Here is a 15271-nt window from a genome sequence, read left to right on the forward strand (position 1 = left end):
GGAAGGGAAGATGGAAACAGCCTTTATTTTAGAAAAATTAATTTTAGTGGTTATTATTTTCGTAATCACTTTGGTCATTGCCATGTACTCTACCTTAGCCGAACGGAAGATCGCGGGCTTTATGCAGGACCGTTACGGACCGGATCGAGCGGGTATTGGTGGTATTCTACAACCGTTATGTGATGGCGGTAAATTCTTCTTTAAAGAAGAGATTATTCCTGCCGGTGCTCATAAAGCATTATTTATATTAGGGCCAACCTTGGCCATTATAACGGCCTGTATTAGTTCGGCAGTAATACCGTGGGGACAAAACCTAACCATCGGCGATAATACAATCACGCTTCAAGTGGCGGATGTTAATATCGGGATATTGTATATCTTCGGTGTAATTGCATTGGGTGTTTATGGCATTATGTTGGGTGGTTGGGCATCGAACAACAAGTTCTCGCTGATGGGGGCAATTCGTGCAGCATCGCAGAGTATATCCTACGAGATTGCTATGGGACTTTCGATCATTGCTCTTTTAATGGTCACTCAGACCTTGTCGATAGGGGAGATTGTCGCTCAACAGTCAGGTTTTGTTAATTGGAATATTTGGGCTCAGCCGTTAGGATTTCTGATCTTTATGGTCTGTGCATTTGCTGAATGTAATCGCGTGCCTTTTGACCTTCCTGAGTGTGAAACGGAGCTGGTTGGTGGTTATCATACGGAGTATTCTTCGATGAAGCTCGGTTTATATATGTTCTCGGAATATATTAATATGTTCGTGTCTTCTTCATTGATGGCAGCATTATACTTCGGAGGCTATAACTTCCCATTCATGTATGACTTGGGACTTTCTGAAAATTGGATTACCATTATCGGTGTTTTGGTATTCTTTTTAAAGATTTTCGGATTTATCTTCTTCTTTATGTGGATTAGATGGACCTTGCCAAGGTTCAGATATGACCAATTAATGAATTTAGGATGGAAAATGTTAATACCTCTTGCGATCGCGAATATCGTATTGACAGGGGTAGTGACCATTGTTGTTGATGAATATTTTAAATAATTTGGTATGCAATCCTTATCGAATAGAAAGAAAGTATTAGAACAAAAGCCGATGAGCTTTTGGGAAAGAATATATTTGCCGGCGATCGCGAAGGGTTTGTCGATTACGATCAAACACTTTTTCAAAAAGATCCCGACAGTTAAGTACCCTGAAGAGATTCGACCGTACTCCAAGAACTTCCGTGGACAGCATTCGCTGAAGCGCGATGAGCTTGGGAGAGAACGTTGTACAGCTTGCGGATTATGTGCATTATCATGTCCAGCAGAAGCCATCACAATGACAGCAGGCGAGCGTAAGAAAGGTGAAGAGCTTATGTACCGGGAGGAAAAATATGCGGTAGTATATGAGATCAATATGTTGCGCTGTATTTTCTGCGGCTTATGTGAAGAAGCTTGTCCTAAGGAAGCTATTTACTTAGATGGAAAGCATGTAACAGCGGACTATCTACGTAAAGACTTTATTTATGGAAAAGATAAGTTGTTGGAACCAAAGTTCGATATCACGAAATTAAATCAACAACCAATTACTAACTAAGAGATGACGATATTTTATTTTGTAGCATTCCTATCCATATTCTTTGCGTTGATGACCATCTTCACAAAGAATCCGGTACATAGTGTTTTGTACTTGGTGATAACATTTGCGACTTTTACCGTTCATTACATTTTACTTAATGCACAGTTCCTTGCCGCGGTAAACTTCATAGTGTACATGGGTGCCATCATGGTATTATTCCTTTTTGTGCTCATGCTGTTGAATTTAAACAAGGATACCGAGCCGATGCGAACTAATCTGGTAAAGATTATGGGAGTAATCGCAGGAATGTGCCTTATCGTAACATTCCTAGGCGCTTTTCGTCTGTTGGAATCCAACAATGAGATAGTACAGGGACATGAGAACATCGGTTTAGTGAAGAACTTAGGGAAAGTTCTTTTTAGAGATTTCCTATTACCATTTGAGATTTCCTCGATCCTGCTATTGACAGCGATGGTAGGGGCCGTATTATTAGCGAAAAAAGAAACACGAGTTAAACAAAATGGATAGTCTTATTCAAAATATGCAGGGGATACCCCTAAATCATTATTTGATTTTCTGCAGTATTATTTTTGCGATTGGAGTAACCGGGGTACTCATTCGTCGTAACGTCATCATCATCATGATGTCGATTGAGCTCATGTTGAACTCAGTGAACCTATTATTAGCTGCTTTTTCTGCTTATCGCGGAGATCCCAGCGGACAAGTATTCGTATTCTTTATTATGGCATTGGCGGCAGCAGAAGTAGCCGTAGGGCTTGCCATCATCATTATGGTATATAGAAATACGAAATCGGTGGATATAGAATCCTTAAGTAAATTAAGGTGGTAATTAGAAAAGCATTTAGATAGAAACTAGCTATGATAGAATTAATTTGGGCCATACCATTAATTCCCTTTTTAGGATTCGTGATTGTGGGATTGTTGCGAAATACTTTCCCAAAACCATTGATTTCAATAATTGGTTGCGGCGTTATATTAACGTCCTTCTTGCTAAGCTGTGGTGTATTTAAAGAAGTATACGAAGCGAGGCAGTTAGGGGAGGACGGCATTTTTGTAAAAGAGATTTTCAACTGGTTTACCGTTGGAAACTTTAGTGTAGACATTAAATTCTTAGTGGATCCCCTGAGTGCGATCATGTTATTGATCATCACCGGTGTAGGGTTTCTGATTCACTTATATTCTGCTTGTTATATGGATGGTGATCCAGGCTATGGCAAGTACTTTTCCTATTTAAACCTCTTCGTGTTCTTCATGTTGCTTTTGGTCTTAGGATCCAATTATCTCGTGATGTTTATCGGATGGGAGGGCGTCGGGCTTTGCTCTTACCTATTGATTGGGTTCTGGTATAAGAACAGTTCTTATGCTAAAGCTGCGAAGAAGGCCTTTGTGATGAACCGAATCGGCGACTTAGGGTTTCTGATCGCTATGTTCTTTATCATCTTCAACTTTGGTTCTTTAGAATACGGAGCCGTGTTTACAGAGGCAGGCAAATTACCGATGGGCGATATTACCTTGTTGACTATCACTTTATTGTTATTTGTCGCTGCTACAGGTAAATCGGCCCAGATTCCGTTGTTCACCTGGTTGCCGGATGCGATGGCCGGACCCACACCGGTATCTGCCCTTATCCACGCAGCGACGATGGTGACAGCGGGTATTTATATGATCGCGCGTTCGAACATCATGTTTACGCTTTCACCAGTAACCATGCAGATCATTGCAATCATTGGTATTGCCACCGCTTTAATTGCTGCCTTTATTGCAATTACACAAAACGATATTAAGAAAGTATTAGCTTATTCAACAGTATCCCAATTAGGATATATGTTCTTAGGCTTAGGGGTAGGAGCTTTTACAGGAGCATTCTTCCACGTATTAACGCACGCATTCTTTAAAGCGCTATTATTCTTGGGTGCAGGATCGGTCATCCATGCGATGAGCAATGACCAGGATATGCGCTCCATGGGTGGGCTGAAAAAAGCAATGCCGATTACTTACGTAACGATGTTAATAGGAACAATCGCTATTGCGGGAATTCCTCCATTATCAGGTTTTTTCTCCAAGGATGAGATCTTAGCGCACGCCTTCCTCGCGAACCCTATTTTTTGGGTATTAGGATTTTTAGGCGCATTGTGTACCGCATTTTATATGTTCCGCTTATTGTATCTAACGTTCTTCGGCGAATTTAGAGGAACAGCCGATCAAAAGAATCATTTACACGAGTCGCCATGGCAGATGACTGTACCATTGATCGTATTGGCTATATTATCCGTAATCGGCGGTTTATTGAATATTCCAGAAGCATTAGGCGGTGGACATTGGTTAGCCAATTTCCTAAGCCCGGTATTTCAACAAACCAACGCGATCGTTGAGCCATTCCACATGGAACATTCCACAGAATTTATCCTGATGGGAGCTTCTGCAGTGGGAGCTATCGTGATGGCATTCTTTGCTTATAATAAATATGTGAAGAAAAATGATATCCCTGCAGCGGATGCCGAAGCGCCTACAACAGGCCTATACAACCTTTCCTACCAGAAACTATACATCGATCAGATTTATAATAGTGTGTTTGTTCGCCCTTTAAATGGCTTGTCGAAGTTCTTATACCGTATCGTCGAGCTATCAGGTATTGACAGTCTGGTGAATGGAATAGGCGAATTGTTTGTCTCTTCTGGAAAAGGAATCAGACAACTCCAAAGTGGTCATGTTGGGTTTTATATTTTCATGATGGTAATAGGCGTTATTGCAATCATGTTGTATGGATTATTTACCGTCTAGTAAAAGAATTTAGGAATCAATGGATAACCTTTTTATACTGCTGCTATTACCTGTTATAAGTGCTATAATCCTAGCATTTATCAAGTCCTCGTCTGCAAGATGGGCAGCATTGCTTTTGTCTTTATTACAACTGGGATTAACTATCCCATTCATATGCAATTTCATTCCGGATGCCAGCATTCAATTTGCACAATCCTTTTCTTGGATTGAAAGTCTTGGGATAAATTTTCAAATCGGACTCGACGGAATTAGCCTACCGATGGTTATCTTAACCAATGGGTTGATTCCATTAATCATATTAGCGAGTTTTGCACATAACAAATCAGGGAATTTCTATGCCCTGATATCCTTCATGCAAGCCGGATTGGTGTTGGTATTTGTTTCATTGGATGCTTTCTCTTTCTATGTCGGATGGGAAGCAGCGCTTATTCCAATTTATTTTATTTGTGCTTTATGGGGTGATGGCGATCGCATTCGTGTCAATCTAAAGTTCTTCATCTACACATTCTTCGGAAGTTTATTGATGTTGATCGCGATTATTTATTTATATCAACAGACAGGAACGAACGATCTTTCATGGGCAACACTTACGAAGCTATCGCTAACAGAAGGTTCTCAAACTTGGGTGTTCTGGGCATTCTTTATTGCATTTGCAATCAAGATTCCTTTGCTCCCGGTTCATACTTGGCAACCCGATACTTATACACATGCGCCTGCTGCAGGAACGATGCTTCTTTCAGGTATCATGTTGAAAATGGGACTCTTCGGACTGCTCAGATGGTTACTTCCGCTTGCACCGCAGGCAGTAGCGCAATACGGTACATTCGCTATGATATTAAGTATCATTGGCGTGGTATACGGTTCATTGATTGCCTTTAAGTTGAATGATGCAAAGCGTCTAATTGCCTATTCATCTATTGCGCACGTAGGATTGATCTCCGCCGGGATTTTCTCCTTGACACAAGAGGGATTGCAGGGTGCCATCATTCAAATGATAAACCACGGTATATCCGTTGTCGGACTATTCTTCGTCATTGATATTATTCAACAACGTACCGGATCAAGAAACTTTGCCGATTTAGGCGGTCTTGCATCGCGTATGCCGATTCTAGCAGCATGCTTTCTTATCATCATTATGGGGGCAATCGGTTTACCATTGACAAATGGATTCATCGGCGAATTCCTATTATTAAAAGGGATCTTCAGTTATACCGACCATGGAGTTTGGTTTGCTGTATTTGGCGGGACGACACTCATTTTAGGAGCGGTTTATATGTTGCGACTATTTCAAAAAACAATGTTGGGGAATATCTCCGAAACCAATATGGTTGTAACAGACATTAAAGGAGTAGAAGTATTAGTATTGGTACTAATTGTTGCATTGGTTATTCTTATCGGTATATTGCCGAATATGTTACTGAATATTTCCGAAGCATCGGTGAATCAATTATTACAACAGATTAAATAGAACAAGTTAACAATATATTATGGGTGCGATTATTACGCTTTCTTTATTAGGTATTCTTATTTTGTATTTGGGCTTGTTCAAAGCAAAGAATGCATTGTTGCCTGTAAGTATCTTAGGATTACTGGGAGCATTGGCGTTTGAGGTGTATTATTGGAATGTTGAGGCAGTTACTTTGTATAAAGGAATGGTTCTATTTGACCATTTTGCGCTATCCTTCTCCATCGTGTGTATCTCATTGACCATATTGATCTTATTTCTTTCCAAGGATTATTTCAACAGTTTCTCAGATAACATAGCTGAATACTATACACTTATCATTTTCTCTTTAACAGGAGCATTGTTGGTCAGTGCATACCATAATTTCGCTATGTTGTTCATCGGCTTAGAAATCATGTCTGTGGCACTATACATCCTTGTAGGTATTCGTCGAAAAGATAAAGCATCTAACGAGGCCTCTTTGAAGTACTTCTTAATGGGAGCTTTCTCTACGGGCTTCTTATTATTCGGAATAACCCTCATGTATGGAGCAACAGGGACGTTCGATCTAACAGCCTTAAAAGAGTATATTATCAGCAATCCGACGGGCATATCACCACTGTTTTACGGAGGTATCCTTTTGATGTTGGTGGGACTATGCTTCAAAGTAGGTGTTGCACCTTTCCACTTCTGGACACCGGATGTGTATGATGGCGCGCCAATCCTGATCACCAGTTTTATGAGCACGGTGGTTAAGATAGCTTCCTTCGCAGGGTTCCTTCGTTTGTTCAGCACTGTGCTAATCCCACTGAATGAATTCTGGACGCCAATTTTATTGACGATTGTAATCATTACACTTTTCGTCGGGAATATCACCGCATTGATGCAGACCAGCTTTAAACGTATGATGGCATACTCGAGTATCTCTCATGCTGGGTATATGTTGTTTGCTATCCTTTCCATTGGAGCGACTTCTGCATCCGGTATTTTAACCTATGCGGTCGCATACGGACTTTCTTCGATTATCGCGTTTGGAGCCTTGATTCTAGTGAAACGCCATATTGGATCTGATCAATTTGAATCCTTTAACGGTTTAGGAAAGAAAAATCCAGGTCTAGCATTTGCGATTACCATTGCCATGCTATCTCTGGCTGGTATTCCTTTAACTGCAGGATTTATCGGTAAGTTCATGATGTTTAGTACCGTGATGAACGACTATCACACCGTATTATTGATCTTAGCAGCAATCAACGCTGCAATTAGTATCTTCTATTACTTCCGCATTATCGTGCATATGTACTTTATGAAGTCTGAAGAAGAGACCAAGCTACAGCTTCCGATGAACTTTCAGGTCGTATTCGGATTAGCTGTCATCTTAACCATTTTGATTGGTATTTATCCTGATCTGATTATTCGATTGATCTAAGAATTATATTAAAATATTTAGCCCCGATAGTTTATCTATCGGGGCTTTTCTTTGAAAAGTATTTATACGGGAGGCTATGGGTAAAATACCCCTTATCATCATTTTATCAACAATAGCGCAATAAACCTGTTTACCCAGCAAGACAATCATTACAAAACAAGCATGAAAGCATTTTCGATATCATTAATAGCACTTGCCATCTTTTCTTTATCTGCCTGCCAAGAGAAAAAGGTAGAAACTGGTTCTACGACTGCTCAAGATTCCGTGACTTTGGATCCGAACTTAGCACCAACTGACACATTATCAAGCGATAGCAGCGACATCATTCTGCCAACTGAACCGGCACAATAAAAAGAATAACAACTTCTTAACAATACAATCCCAACGGCTGCGGTAAACTTGTGGGCGGTAATCGGCAATAATCTTACATTATTGTACTGACAGGCTATATAATTTCCGCTACTTTTCTCGTTAAATAATTTGAACTTTCACAACAAATTGTATCTTTATAAACATTCAATGTTGATTATGCGGATTGTTAAATTAGTATGTTTATTGTTCTTCGGATTCCTTTATGCCCTAAGTAACAATACCGTATTATATGCACAATCTCCAATTCGAGGAAAGGTCATCGATCGAGAAACCAAGAGGGCACTGCCCGGTGCGACTATACTCTGTTTAAAAGACCAGCAAGCAACATCTTCAGACTCATTGGGTAACTTCGTGCTGCAACTAAAGCCTGGCGAATATCAGATTGAGGTTAGAGCAATGGGCTATAAGATTCTCCATAAAAAAATAACCACACAGGATACATCCATTCTGCTAGCATTGGACGATGAAGCCAATGCCATTGAGGAGATTTCTATTACCCACCGTGGCAAATATAGAAACCGTAATAACAAGGCCGTTGAATTGATCGACTTAGTGGTTCGCCATAAGAACCAAAACAGATTGCGTGGAAAAGACAGTTTATCCTTCCAGCAGTACGATAAGCTGAAGTTCGGCTTGGTCAACCCTAAGCCTATTTTCAAATTAGGTCTTTCCGATCTTAACTTTGTATTCAATAACGTCGATACGACCCAATTTAAGGATAAGAAGCTCCTTACCCTCTTCATGGAAGAGAGCAATGCGAAAGTCTATAACAAGAAAAATCCTTCAAAGTATAAGAAGATTGTATATAGTCAGAAGAAAACGGAGTTCGATAAGCGTTATATAAACAACCATAATATACAGTCCTATCTGAATTACATCTTTCAGCCGATAGATGTATATGATGAAAGTGTGTTTATCCTGAATAAGCAGTTTCTTAGTCCTATCGCCGACAATGGTAAACTGTATTACAAATACTATATTCTTGATACCATCTTCAATAAGGAAGGTTATTTTATTCAATTGGCATTTGAACCTAGAAATACGACCGACCTCTTGTTCAAGGGTAAGTTACAGGTGAGTATGGATGGCTCCTATGCAGTTAAAAAGGCTTTCCTCTTCATTGACAAGGATGCAAACATCAACTGGATCAATCAAGGAGAACTGCGGTTCCACTATCGGAAGAATGAGGAGGGCGTAATGTTGCTTGATACAGCCCATGCGTTTATCTCCTTCGGAACGAAGCGAGGCGATGCGGTTTTCGCGGATAGGTTGAGCGTACATACCGATTATCAATTACCGGCCGACATTCCCGAAGGATCGTTCCTAGGAGCGCCGATTGAAATACAGCCACAGGCCGATCAAGTCGCTACCCATCGACCGGTAGCACTCAATAGCTTCGAACAAGCAACCTACGATAATATTGAACAGCTCAACAACAAAAGAAGCTTCAAGACCATGTTGGGTGTGGGGTACCTCATTGCACAAGGTTATTACAATCTTGGTAAATTCGAATTAGGACCTTTGGAATACCTCTACAGCCGAAATAATATAGAAGGAAATCGCGTACGGATCGGTGGTCGAACAACGCAAGACCTTACGGATAAGGCATTTTTTGAAGGGTACTTAGCCTACGGAACTGACGATCAAAAGTTAAAGTATTACCTGAAATCTGCAGTTTCGCTAAATGGAAGCTCCGTAGTGACCTTTCCGGCGCACTATGTAGAGGCTACTGTACAGAGCGATATTATGGAGCCCGGACAACAGCTTTCTTTTCTCAAAGGGGATAGCTTCTTTCGGTCAATCCGTAAAAACCGACCTACCAAATGGTTCGATACACAGGGATATCAACTACAGCACGTTGTCGAATTTGGAAACCACGTCAGCATAACAACCGGCTTTACCCACCAAAGTAGAAAAACAATTGGCGATTTAAGGCTAGTAAATTCCGGAAATCCAGACGAATTGATTACTGAGGTAAACAGCAACGAAGTACATGTAGACCTACGGTGGGCACCATACGAAAAGTTCTATTATCGCAATCTGACAAGAAGAACGATCAAAGAGAAATATCCGGTTTTTAATGTTAAGTACACCCGAAGCCTCGATGGCTTTTGGAATACCAGCTATGCCTATGAAAAGGTATCACTGGCGGCATCCAAGCGCTTCTTTCTAAATCAGCTAGGATTTGCCGACGTAAAATTAACCGGCGGAAAGATATGGGGGACTCTTCCTTATACGCTTCTGGAGATGCCGAACGTAAAGCAGCCGGATGATCGCCATTCTATTGATTATGGTATGATGAACCAAATGGAATTTGCAGCCGATCAATACCTCAAATTTGGTTTTTCACACGAATTACAAGGATTTCTATTCAATAAAGTACCGCTCCTCAAAAAACTGAATCTTCGAGAAATCTGGGGCGCAAATATGTTCTATGGAAAAATAAGTGATCACAATAACCCTTATATTAGTGATCAGGTAGTCGAATTTGACAAGAACAAGGAGGGTCAGACCATGACTCAGGTGTTAAATAAAGCTCCCTATTGGGAAGGATCAGTCGGAATCGATAATATACTGAACTTCTTGCGGATAGAATACGTAAAACGTCTAACCTATCAAGGATTACCAAAGGGTGAAAAAGAAAGAGTTAGAGTGTCAATTAATATCAACTTTTAATTATGAGCTATCAAAACCTACTATTATCGCATAAGGGATATACAGCCTATGTAACCATCAATCGCGAAGCAAAACTCAATGCGTTGAATTATGAAACGATTGCAGAACTGAAAGCCGTCTTCCACGAATTAAAACAGGACGATAACACGCGTGGCGTTATCCTAACGGGAAGCGGACAGAAAGCCTTTGTGGCGGGTGCCGATATTCAAGAGTTTATGGAGAAATCCAACGAACAGGCGATGGAGCTATCTGCTTTTGGACATGAGCTAATGGACAGCCTATCAACATTCCCGAAACCGGTCATCGCTGCGATCAACGGATATGCACTAGGAGGGGGATTAGAATTGGCTTTAGCCTGCCACATGCGTTTGGCATCCGACAATGTAAAAATGGGGCTTCCTGAGGTCTCGTTAGGCTTAATTCCGGGTTATGGTGGAACACAACGCTTAACGCAGTTAGTAGGCAAAGGCAAAGCTTTGGAAATGATTCTCACAGGAGATATGATTGACGCGAAAGATGCATATCAATGGGGATTGGTCAATAAAGTAGTTCCACAGGACGAATTATTGAATGCTGCTGAAGTGATCCTCCAAAAAACATACTTGCGCTCAAAATCAGCGATTGCCACAGCTATTCATGTCGTCAATGCCGGATTTGAGAAAACGATCGACGGCTATCAACTCGAAATTGAAAACTTTGGGAAAAGCTTCGGTTCGGAAGATTTTAAAGAAGGAGTTACAGCATTTTTAGAGAAAAGAAAACCAAATTTTTAATTTATTGTTACTCATAAAATAGACCTGATTTTATGAGTAACAATGACGTTTTCTCGCAGAAGGAGCGAAATATTATTATCCTGCTAATTGTCATCATCTTAGGTGGCATTATCCTTTATGCAACACGAGGAATATTTGGCGCCTTTTTAGGGACCATGGTCATGTATACCCTGTTTCGAAACCTAAATATCTTCTTGATTGAGAAGTGGAGGTGGCCAAAACCCTTATCCTCAGTATTCATTATTATCCTCTCCATGATCATCATCGTATTGCCCTTTGTTGGTATTGGTAAGATGCTGTTTGACAAAGCCGTTGAGCTCCAACAGAACCCACAATGGGTGAGGAAAATTATGGAGGCAGTCGACCATTTTGTTGGAGATAAGCTCGGACAGCCCGACTTGTTAGAGAAGCAGTTGGAGGCCAGCTCCTCCTATCTTGGCGGCTTGCTTACCTCAGCATTAGGAGGGGCAGCAAATGCATTCCTCGTAATCACTGTCATGTACTTTATTCTCTACTTTCTGTTTGTTAATTACAGAGGGTTTGAGGGCAGTTTAATCCATTATCTACCATTCGATGATGAGAACGCCGTTGTGTTCGGAGAGGAGCTTAAAAACATCACATACGCGAATATTATCGGGCAGACAATCATTGCGATTATTCAAGGAGCCTGTCTTGCGCTCGGATTTTGGATATTTGGGGCAAAAGATCCCATTTTCTGGGGCGTCATCTGTGCGATTCTGTCTTTCGTTCCGTTATTAGGTCCACCATTGATCTTTGTTCCGGCAGCACTGGTTTTGCTGGCTAATGGCCAAACATGGCAAGGGGTTGGACTCTTGATTTGGGGATTCGGGCTGGTGATCAATATCGACAACGTACTACGGTTGATTATCGCCAAGCGCGTAGGCGATATACATCCGATCATCACCGTCATAGGAGTTATCATCGGTATACCACTTTTTGGACTAATGGGCTTAGTTTATGGTCCGCTGCTATTAGCTTATTTCTTGATTGCCGTGCGGATTTATAAGGGGAATAAACGATTATCCCTGAAAAGAAACACACTTCAAGATCAGTTGGATGATTCGGGAGCCTAGGCTACTACATAGCCTAGCATATACTCATTGAATCGTTCGTAGTACACCTGGAAACGACTGCTTTCACCTTCCTTCTCCAGGTGGGCCGTCATGACTCCCTGTGGAGTATAGACAAAAGGATCTATCGTGATATTATGTAGGAAAGAGACGCCTTTATTGCCTTGAAGCTTATAAACAGCTTCTTTTGCGCACCAGCATGCATATAGCTGGTTCACTTGTTCGTCCCCAGTAATAAAAGCAAGTTCCTCCGGCTTCAAGAACTTTTCCTTGATTCGCATCACCTTGTCTTTCACGATCTCTAGGTCTATCCCGCAATATCCTTTTGTACTCAGCATAGCGCCCGCGTAATCATAGGAATGGGTGAGGGAAATCTCATACGGATAATCCGGAAGATAAGGTTTTCCATTAGCATCAGAAGGACAATTGATGTAATCCTTTGTTTGCAAAAGATAGCGCAGTAGTACCCGAGTCGCAAGCCAATGCAGCGTACGCTTGCCCTTGGCCAAGCTCTTCAGCTTCTTTTGTTCCGATTCGTCCAGTTGCAGATGCTTCAATAACTCAGCTTCTGTCTCCTCAATCTTCCACAAAGCAATGCGACTCTCGGAATCAATCTCTTTTAAATATGCTAATGCCATAAATCAAATGTATAAGATTTTAGCTTTATTGCATAACAACAGCAGTATTATATGGTTTTAATAAAATATGATTTTGTCCATAGCCGCTCGGCACAAAAGGGCTAAACAAAACTATCATCCTAAATTTGCGTGCTGTCTGCGAATAGTGTATTTTTGAATCCTGCTAATGAACAGCAGATTAGCTTGCCCTTATGATATTATCAGATAAAAGAATTTTAGAGGAAATCGACAATGGAACGATTGTTATCGAACCGTTCGATCGCAAGTGCTTAGGCACAAATTCATACGACGTTCACTTAGGTAAATACCTAGCAACATATAAAGACAAAGAACTGGATGCCAAGAAACACAATGAAATTGAACATTTTGAAATTCCAGAGGAGGGTTATGTGCTGCAACCCGGTACACTGTACCTTGGTGTGACACTAGAGTATACCGAAACACACGGGCATGTACCTTTCTTAGAAGGGAAATCTAGTACCGGACGTTTAGGGATTGATATTCATGCCACGGCGGGAAAGGGCGATGTAGGCTTCTGCAATACCTGGACACTTGAAATTTCTGTAGCACAACCGGTGCGTGTCTATGCCGGAATGCCAATTGGTCAATTGATCTACTTCGTTGTTGAAGGTGATATTGAAACATTCTACAATAGCAAAGGAAACGCAAAATACAATAACAAAACTATTAGACCGGTGGAGAGTATGATGTGGAAGAATGCCTTTTAAAAAAGAAACTTCCTACCGTTTTAGAAATCCCTTTACAAGTGCTTTCCACTGCGGATAGGATGCGCCTAGTTTGGCACTGAGGGCAACAAAAAGGTTTCTTATCCGATCGACGAGTGAGTCCATCTCCAGGTTGATAACTTCATTGCGACCATAATAGTACGCGTGTACAGTCTTGCCCACGCGATTGATTTGAAAACTTGAGGTTGCCAGACTTTTGAAAAAATGTTTGGTTTCCTCGTCGTCCGAATCGTCGGGGTTCGAGCTAGGGCGTACAGTCATCGTAATCGTTTCGCTGCCTGTGGTGTTGCTCTCACTGATCTGTTCGATGCGAACATAATCATAACCGCCTGTGCTCGATAGACCTGGACCCGGAATATCAATCTTAATAAAATCGCCTTCTTGGGGCATCTGATTGCTAGGTTCTCCATGGCGATCCAAATGTTCAAAACTCGAAGCCGGAAGACTCGCAATAGCAAACCAATTGCTGATATTGAGCAGTCGATCCTTCGCCTTTAAATAAAATGCTTTCGCTTCGATACTTTTTTCGAATTCAATAAATTCATCGATATCTAATTTCTTACCCTTTACTTGTGGTGGAATATGATGTTTCATGCTTGTTTTCTTTTTAGAACAAGCCTAAAACTAATTTGGTTGGCTTTAAATCAGAATGAATTCCTGACACGTTGTTAATGCGGCACGCAAGACCTCCACTATTTGTCTTTTTGATTTTCGAAATGCGCCGAAAAGGCTTGCAGGTATCCGTCGATGTATAGTTCTGCATCCTTTGACTTGTATTGCTGAATATAGCGGGGATGATCTAAAATAACCGTACGATTAAATAAGCCTGCTTCTTTGTTCAATTTCTGCAGAAACTGTGCATTCTTTTTTCCTAGAACATACACTTCCTTCGTGTATAAACCCAGATTGATATGTCTTTTCATAATATCTATCATAAAGGGTCGAAGGCAGTCGAATAGTTCAGGATCATCGTAATAGTTCGCGTTAAGCCAGACATTTCCGTGTTGTCTGACGATGGCTAGGGGGAACGGCGAATTAATGTAGAAATCCCGATAAAAAGCGTGTGCACCTCCATAAGCAACGATCGCCTTATACATAAAGACCGATGAAATCTCATGCGTATGAGCAGAAGGCATCAAAATGCCACATGCTGATGCAAGTCGTTTAGTGTCTGTAAATGGAATTCCGGTTACCGCTGCACCATGACGGCTCGGATTGATGCCGATGATAAAAGAACGCTTGAAATGATCGCCATAGAATTTGCGGTAAAAAGTCTTCATCACATCTACTGCCAAAGGATTATCCCGAAAAGGATTGATGACCTGAAACCCCGGAGGCAATGGCCCATCATAATCCAAATTAAGATTGAAATCTATTATTTTATCGCCTATCGTTTCCTTACCCATATGACTAAAAATACAAAAAAGTCCTTTAATGTCCTTTTAGATTATTCGTGACAATTATATTCGCATTCGTCTTTATTGCCGCGGCTAAAATGCCTGTCATTTTCGTCTGGTAACTTTAAATTATTTATTAAACTATCATAATTTAAAACTAATGCGTCAGGAAATGCTTTATTTGCACGTTAGAGTTTCGACTAGAGATCAGAACTTAGACTTGCAAATTGAAGCCCTTCAAAAAGCAGGTTGCGAGAAGATCTTTGAGGAAAAAATATCAGGCTCGACAAAGAATCGACCTGAGTTAGACAAGATGATCTGTAACCCTCCCGAAAATTC

At 41.0% G+C, this 15271-nt stretch carries 16 protein-coding genes; 13 read left to right on the plus strand and 3 right to left on the minus strand.

Annotated features, from left to right (window positions below; genetic code table 11):
• Window positions 1–10: 10 nt before the first annotated feature.
• The 11 genes from nuoH to B2400_RS17555 all read left to right on the plus strand — a co-directional run bounded on the left by nuoH (window position 11) and on the right by B2400_RS17555 (window position 12154).
• On the plus strand, window positions 11–1051 hold the full coding sequence (gene nuoH / locus B2400_RS17505) for an NADH-quinone oxidoreductase subunit NuoH (protein ID WP_149527477.1): 1041 nt from the start codon (window positions 11–13) through the stop codon (window positions 1049–1051).
• A 6-nt stretch (window positions 1052–1057) separates the two neighbouring features.
• Window positions 1058–1585: a NuoI/complex I 23 kDa subunit family protein gene (locus B2400_RS17510; protein ID WP_260039800.1), complete on the plus strand. Its 528-nt coding sequence runs from the start codon at window positions 1058–1060 to the stop codon at window positions 1583–1585.
• 3 nt (window positions 1586–1588) lie between these two features.
• A complete protein-coding gene (locus B2400_RS17515; protein WP_260039798.1) occupies window positions 1589–2095 on the plus strand; it encodes an NADH-quinone oxidoreductase subunit J in 507 nt (168 codons plus the stop codon).
• Window positions 2088–2417, plus strand: a complete 330-nt coding sequence (nuoK, locus tag B2400_RS17520) for an NADH-quinone oxidoreductase subunit NuoK (RefSeq protein WP_153512829.1) — start codon at window positions 2088–2090, stop codon at window positions 2415–2417. The genes B2400_RS17515 and nuoK overlap by 8 nt, the downstream gene beginning before the upstream one ends.
• A 29-nt stretch (window positions 2418–2446) precedes the next feature.
• Window positions 2447–4369: an NADH-quinone oxidoreductase subunit L gene (gene nuoL, locus B2400_RS17525; RefSeq protein WP_293935404.1), complete on the plus strand. Its 1923-nt coding sequence runs from the start codon at window positions 2447–2449 to the stop codon at window positions 4367–4369.
• A gap of 19 nt (window positions 4370–4388) precedes the next feature.
• Window positions 4389–5837, plus strand: coding sequence for a complex I subunit 4 family protein (locus B2400_RS17530; RefSeq protein ID WP_293935406.1), 1449 nt, complete (start codon window positions 4389–4391; stop codon window positions 5835–5837).
• A gap of 19 nt (window positions 5838–5856) precedes the next feature.
• The gene (locus tag B2400_RS17535) at window positions 5857–7239 is read left to right on the plus strand and encodes an NADH-quinone oxidoreductase subunit N (protein ID WP_293935409.1); all 1383 of its coding nucleotides are present in this window, start codon (window positions 5857–5859) and stop codon (window positions 7237–7239) included.
• A gap of 162 nt (window positions 7240–7401) precedes the next feature.
• Window positions 7402–7590 (plus strand): hypothetical protein, encoded by a 189-nt coding sequence (locus B2400_RS17540; RefSeq protein ID WP_149527470.1) that lies wholly within the window; start codon window positions 7402–7404, stop codon window positions 7588–7590.
• Window positions 7591–7767: 177 nt separating this feature from the next.
• A complete protein-coding gene (locus tag B2400_RS17545; protein WP_293935413.1) occupies window positions 7768–10287 on the plus strand; it encodes a DUF5686 and carboxypeptidase-like regulatory domain-containing protein in 2520 nt (839 codons plus the stop codon).
• A gap of 2 nt (window positions 10288–10289) precedes the next feature.
• Window positions 10290–11060 carry an enoyl-CoA hydratase/isomerase family protein gene (locus B2400_RS17550; RefSeq protein WP_293935415.1) on the plus strand — a complete coding sequence of 257 codons (771 nt, stop codon included), beginning with the start codon at window positions 10290–10292 and terminating at the stop codon, window positions 11058–11060.
• 32 nt (window positions 11061–11092) lie between these two features.
• Entirely contained in the window at window positions 11093–12154 is a 1062-nt protein-coding gene (locus B2400_RS17555; RefSeq protein WP_293935417.1) for an AI-2E family transporter, read from the plus strand.
• Here B2400_RS17555 and B2400_RS17560 read toward each other — a convergent pair.
• The gene (locus B2400_RS17560; RefSeq protein WP_293935420.1) at window positions 12151–12789 is read right to left on the minus strand and encodes a 4'-phosphopantetheinyl transferase family protein; all 639 of its coding nucleotides are present in this window, start codon (window positions 12787–12789) and stop codon (window positions 12151–12153) included. The two genes, B2400_RS17555 and B2400_RS17560, sit on opposite strands and share 4 nt — an antisense overlap.
• Window positions 12790–12980: 191 nt before the next feature.
• Between B2400_RS17560 and dcd the strand changes: the two genes are divergently transcribed.
• Window positions 12981–13517 carry a dCTP deaminase gene (dcd, locus tag B2400_RS17565; RefSeq protein ID WP_293935423.1) on the plus strand — a complete coding sequence of 179 codons (537 nt, stop codon included), beginning with the start codon at window positions 12981–12983 and terminating at the stop codon, window positions 13515–13517.
• 12 nt (window positions 13518–13529) lie between these two features.
• Here dcd and B2400_RS17570 read toward each other — a convergent pair whose 3' ends face one another.
• The gene (locus tag B2400_RS17570) at window positions 13530–14129 is read right to left on the minus strand and encodes a hypothetical protein (RefSeq protein ID WP_293935426.1); all 600 of its coding nucleotides are present in this window, start codon (window positions 14127–14129) and stop codon (window positions 13530–13532) included.
• Between the two features lie 98 nt (window positions 14130–14227).
• The gene (locus tag B2400_RS17575) at window positions 14228–14941 is read right to left on the minus strand and encodes an SMUG2 DNA glycosylase family protein (RefSeq protein WP_293935429.1); all 714 of its coding nucleotides are present in this window, start codon (window positions 14939–14941) and stop codon (window positions 14228–14230) included.
• 163 nt (window positions 14942–15104) lie between these two features.
• On the opposite strand from B2400_RS17575, the gene B2400_RS17580 reads away from it, so the two are divergent.
• On the plus strand, window positions 15105–15271 hold a 167-nt coding region (locus tag B2400_RS17580; RefSeq protein WP_293935432.1), incomplete at its 3' end, for a recombinase family protein.

The organism is Sphingobacterium sp. UBA6645 (assembly GCF_002455685.1).
Classification (GTDB): domain Bacteria; phylum Bacteroidota; class Bacteroidia; order Sphingobacteriales; family Sphingobacteriaceae; genus Sphingobacterium; species Sphingobacterium hotanense.

Excerpts from the sequence above, each read along its gene's own strand:
- nuoH (WP_149527477.1), top strand. The coding sequence starts at position 11 with ATGGAAACAGCCTTTATTTTAGAAAAATTAATTTTAGTGGTTATTATT.
- B2400_RS17510 (WP_260039800.1), top strand. The coding sequence starts at position 1,058 with ATGCAATCCTTATCGAATAGAAAGAAAGTATTAGAACAAAAGCCGATG.
- B2400_RS17515 (WP_260039798.1), top strand. The coding sequence starts at position 1,589 with ATGACGATATTTTATTTTGTAGCATTCCTATCCATATTCTTTGCGTTG.
- nuoK (WP_153512829.1), top strand. The coding sequence starts at position 2,088 with ATGGATAGTCTTATTCAAAATATGCAGGGGATACCCCTAAATCATTAT.
- nuoL (WP_293935404.1), top strand. The coding sequence starts at position 2,447 with ATGATAGAATTAATTTGGGCCATACCATTAATTCCCTTTTTAGGATTC.
- B2400_RS17530 (WP_293935406.1), top strand. The coding sequence starts at position 4,389 with ATGGATAACCTTTTTATACTGCTGCTATTACCTGTTATAAGTGCTATA.
- B2400_RS17535 (WP_293935409.1), top strand. The coding sequence starts at position 5,857 with ATGGGTGCGATTATTACGCTTTCTTTATTAGGTATTCTTATTTTGTAT.
- B2400_RS17540 (WP_149527470.1), top strand. The coding sequence starts at position 7,402 with ATGAAAGCATTTTCGATATCATTAATAGCACTTGCCATCTTTTCTTTA.
- B2400_RS17545 (WP_293935413.1), top strand. The coding sequence starts at position 7,768 with ATGCGGATTGTTAAATTAGTATGTTTATTGTTCTTCGGATTCCTTTAT.
- B2400_RS17550 (WP_293935415.1), top strand. The coding sequence starts at position 10,290 with ATGAGCTATCAAAACCTACTATTATCGCATAAGGGATATACAGCCTAT.
- B2400_RS17555 (WP_293935417.1), top strand. The coding sequence starts at position 11,093 with ATGAGTAACAATGACGTTTTCTCGCAGAAGGAGCGAAATATTATTATC.
- B2400_RS17560 (WP_293935420.1), bottom strand. The coding sequence starts at position 12,789 with ATGGCATTAGCATATTTAAAAGAGATTGATTCCGAGAGTCGCATTGCT.
- dcd (WP_293935423.1), top strand. The coding sequence starts at position 12,981 with ATGATATTATCAGATAAAAGAATTTTAGAGGAAATCGACAATGGAACG.
- B2400_RS17570 (WP_293935426.1), bottom strand. The coding sequence starts at position 14,129 with ATGAAACATCATATTCCACCACAAGTAAAGGGTAAGAAATTAGATATC.
- B2400_RS17575 (WP_293935429.1), bottom strand. The coding sequence starts at position 14,941 with ATGGGTAAGGAAACGATAGGCGATAAAATAATAGATTTCAATCTTAAT.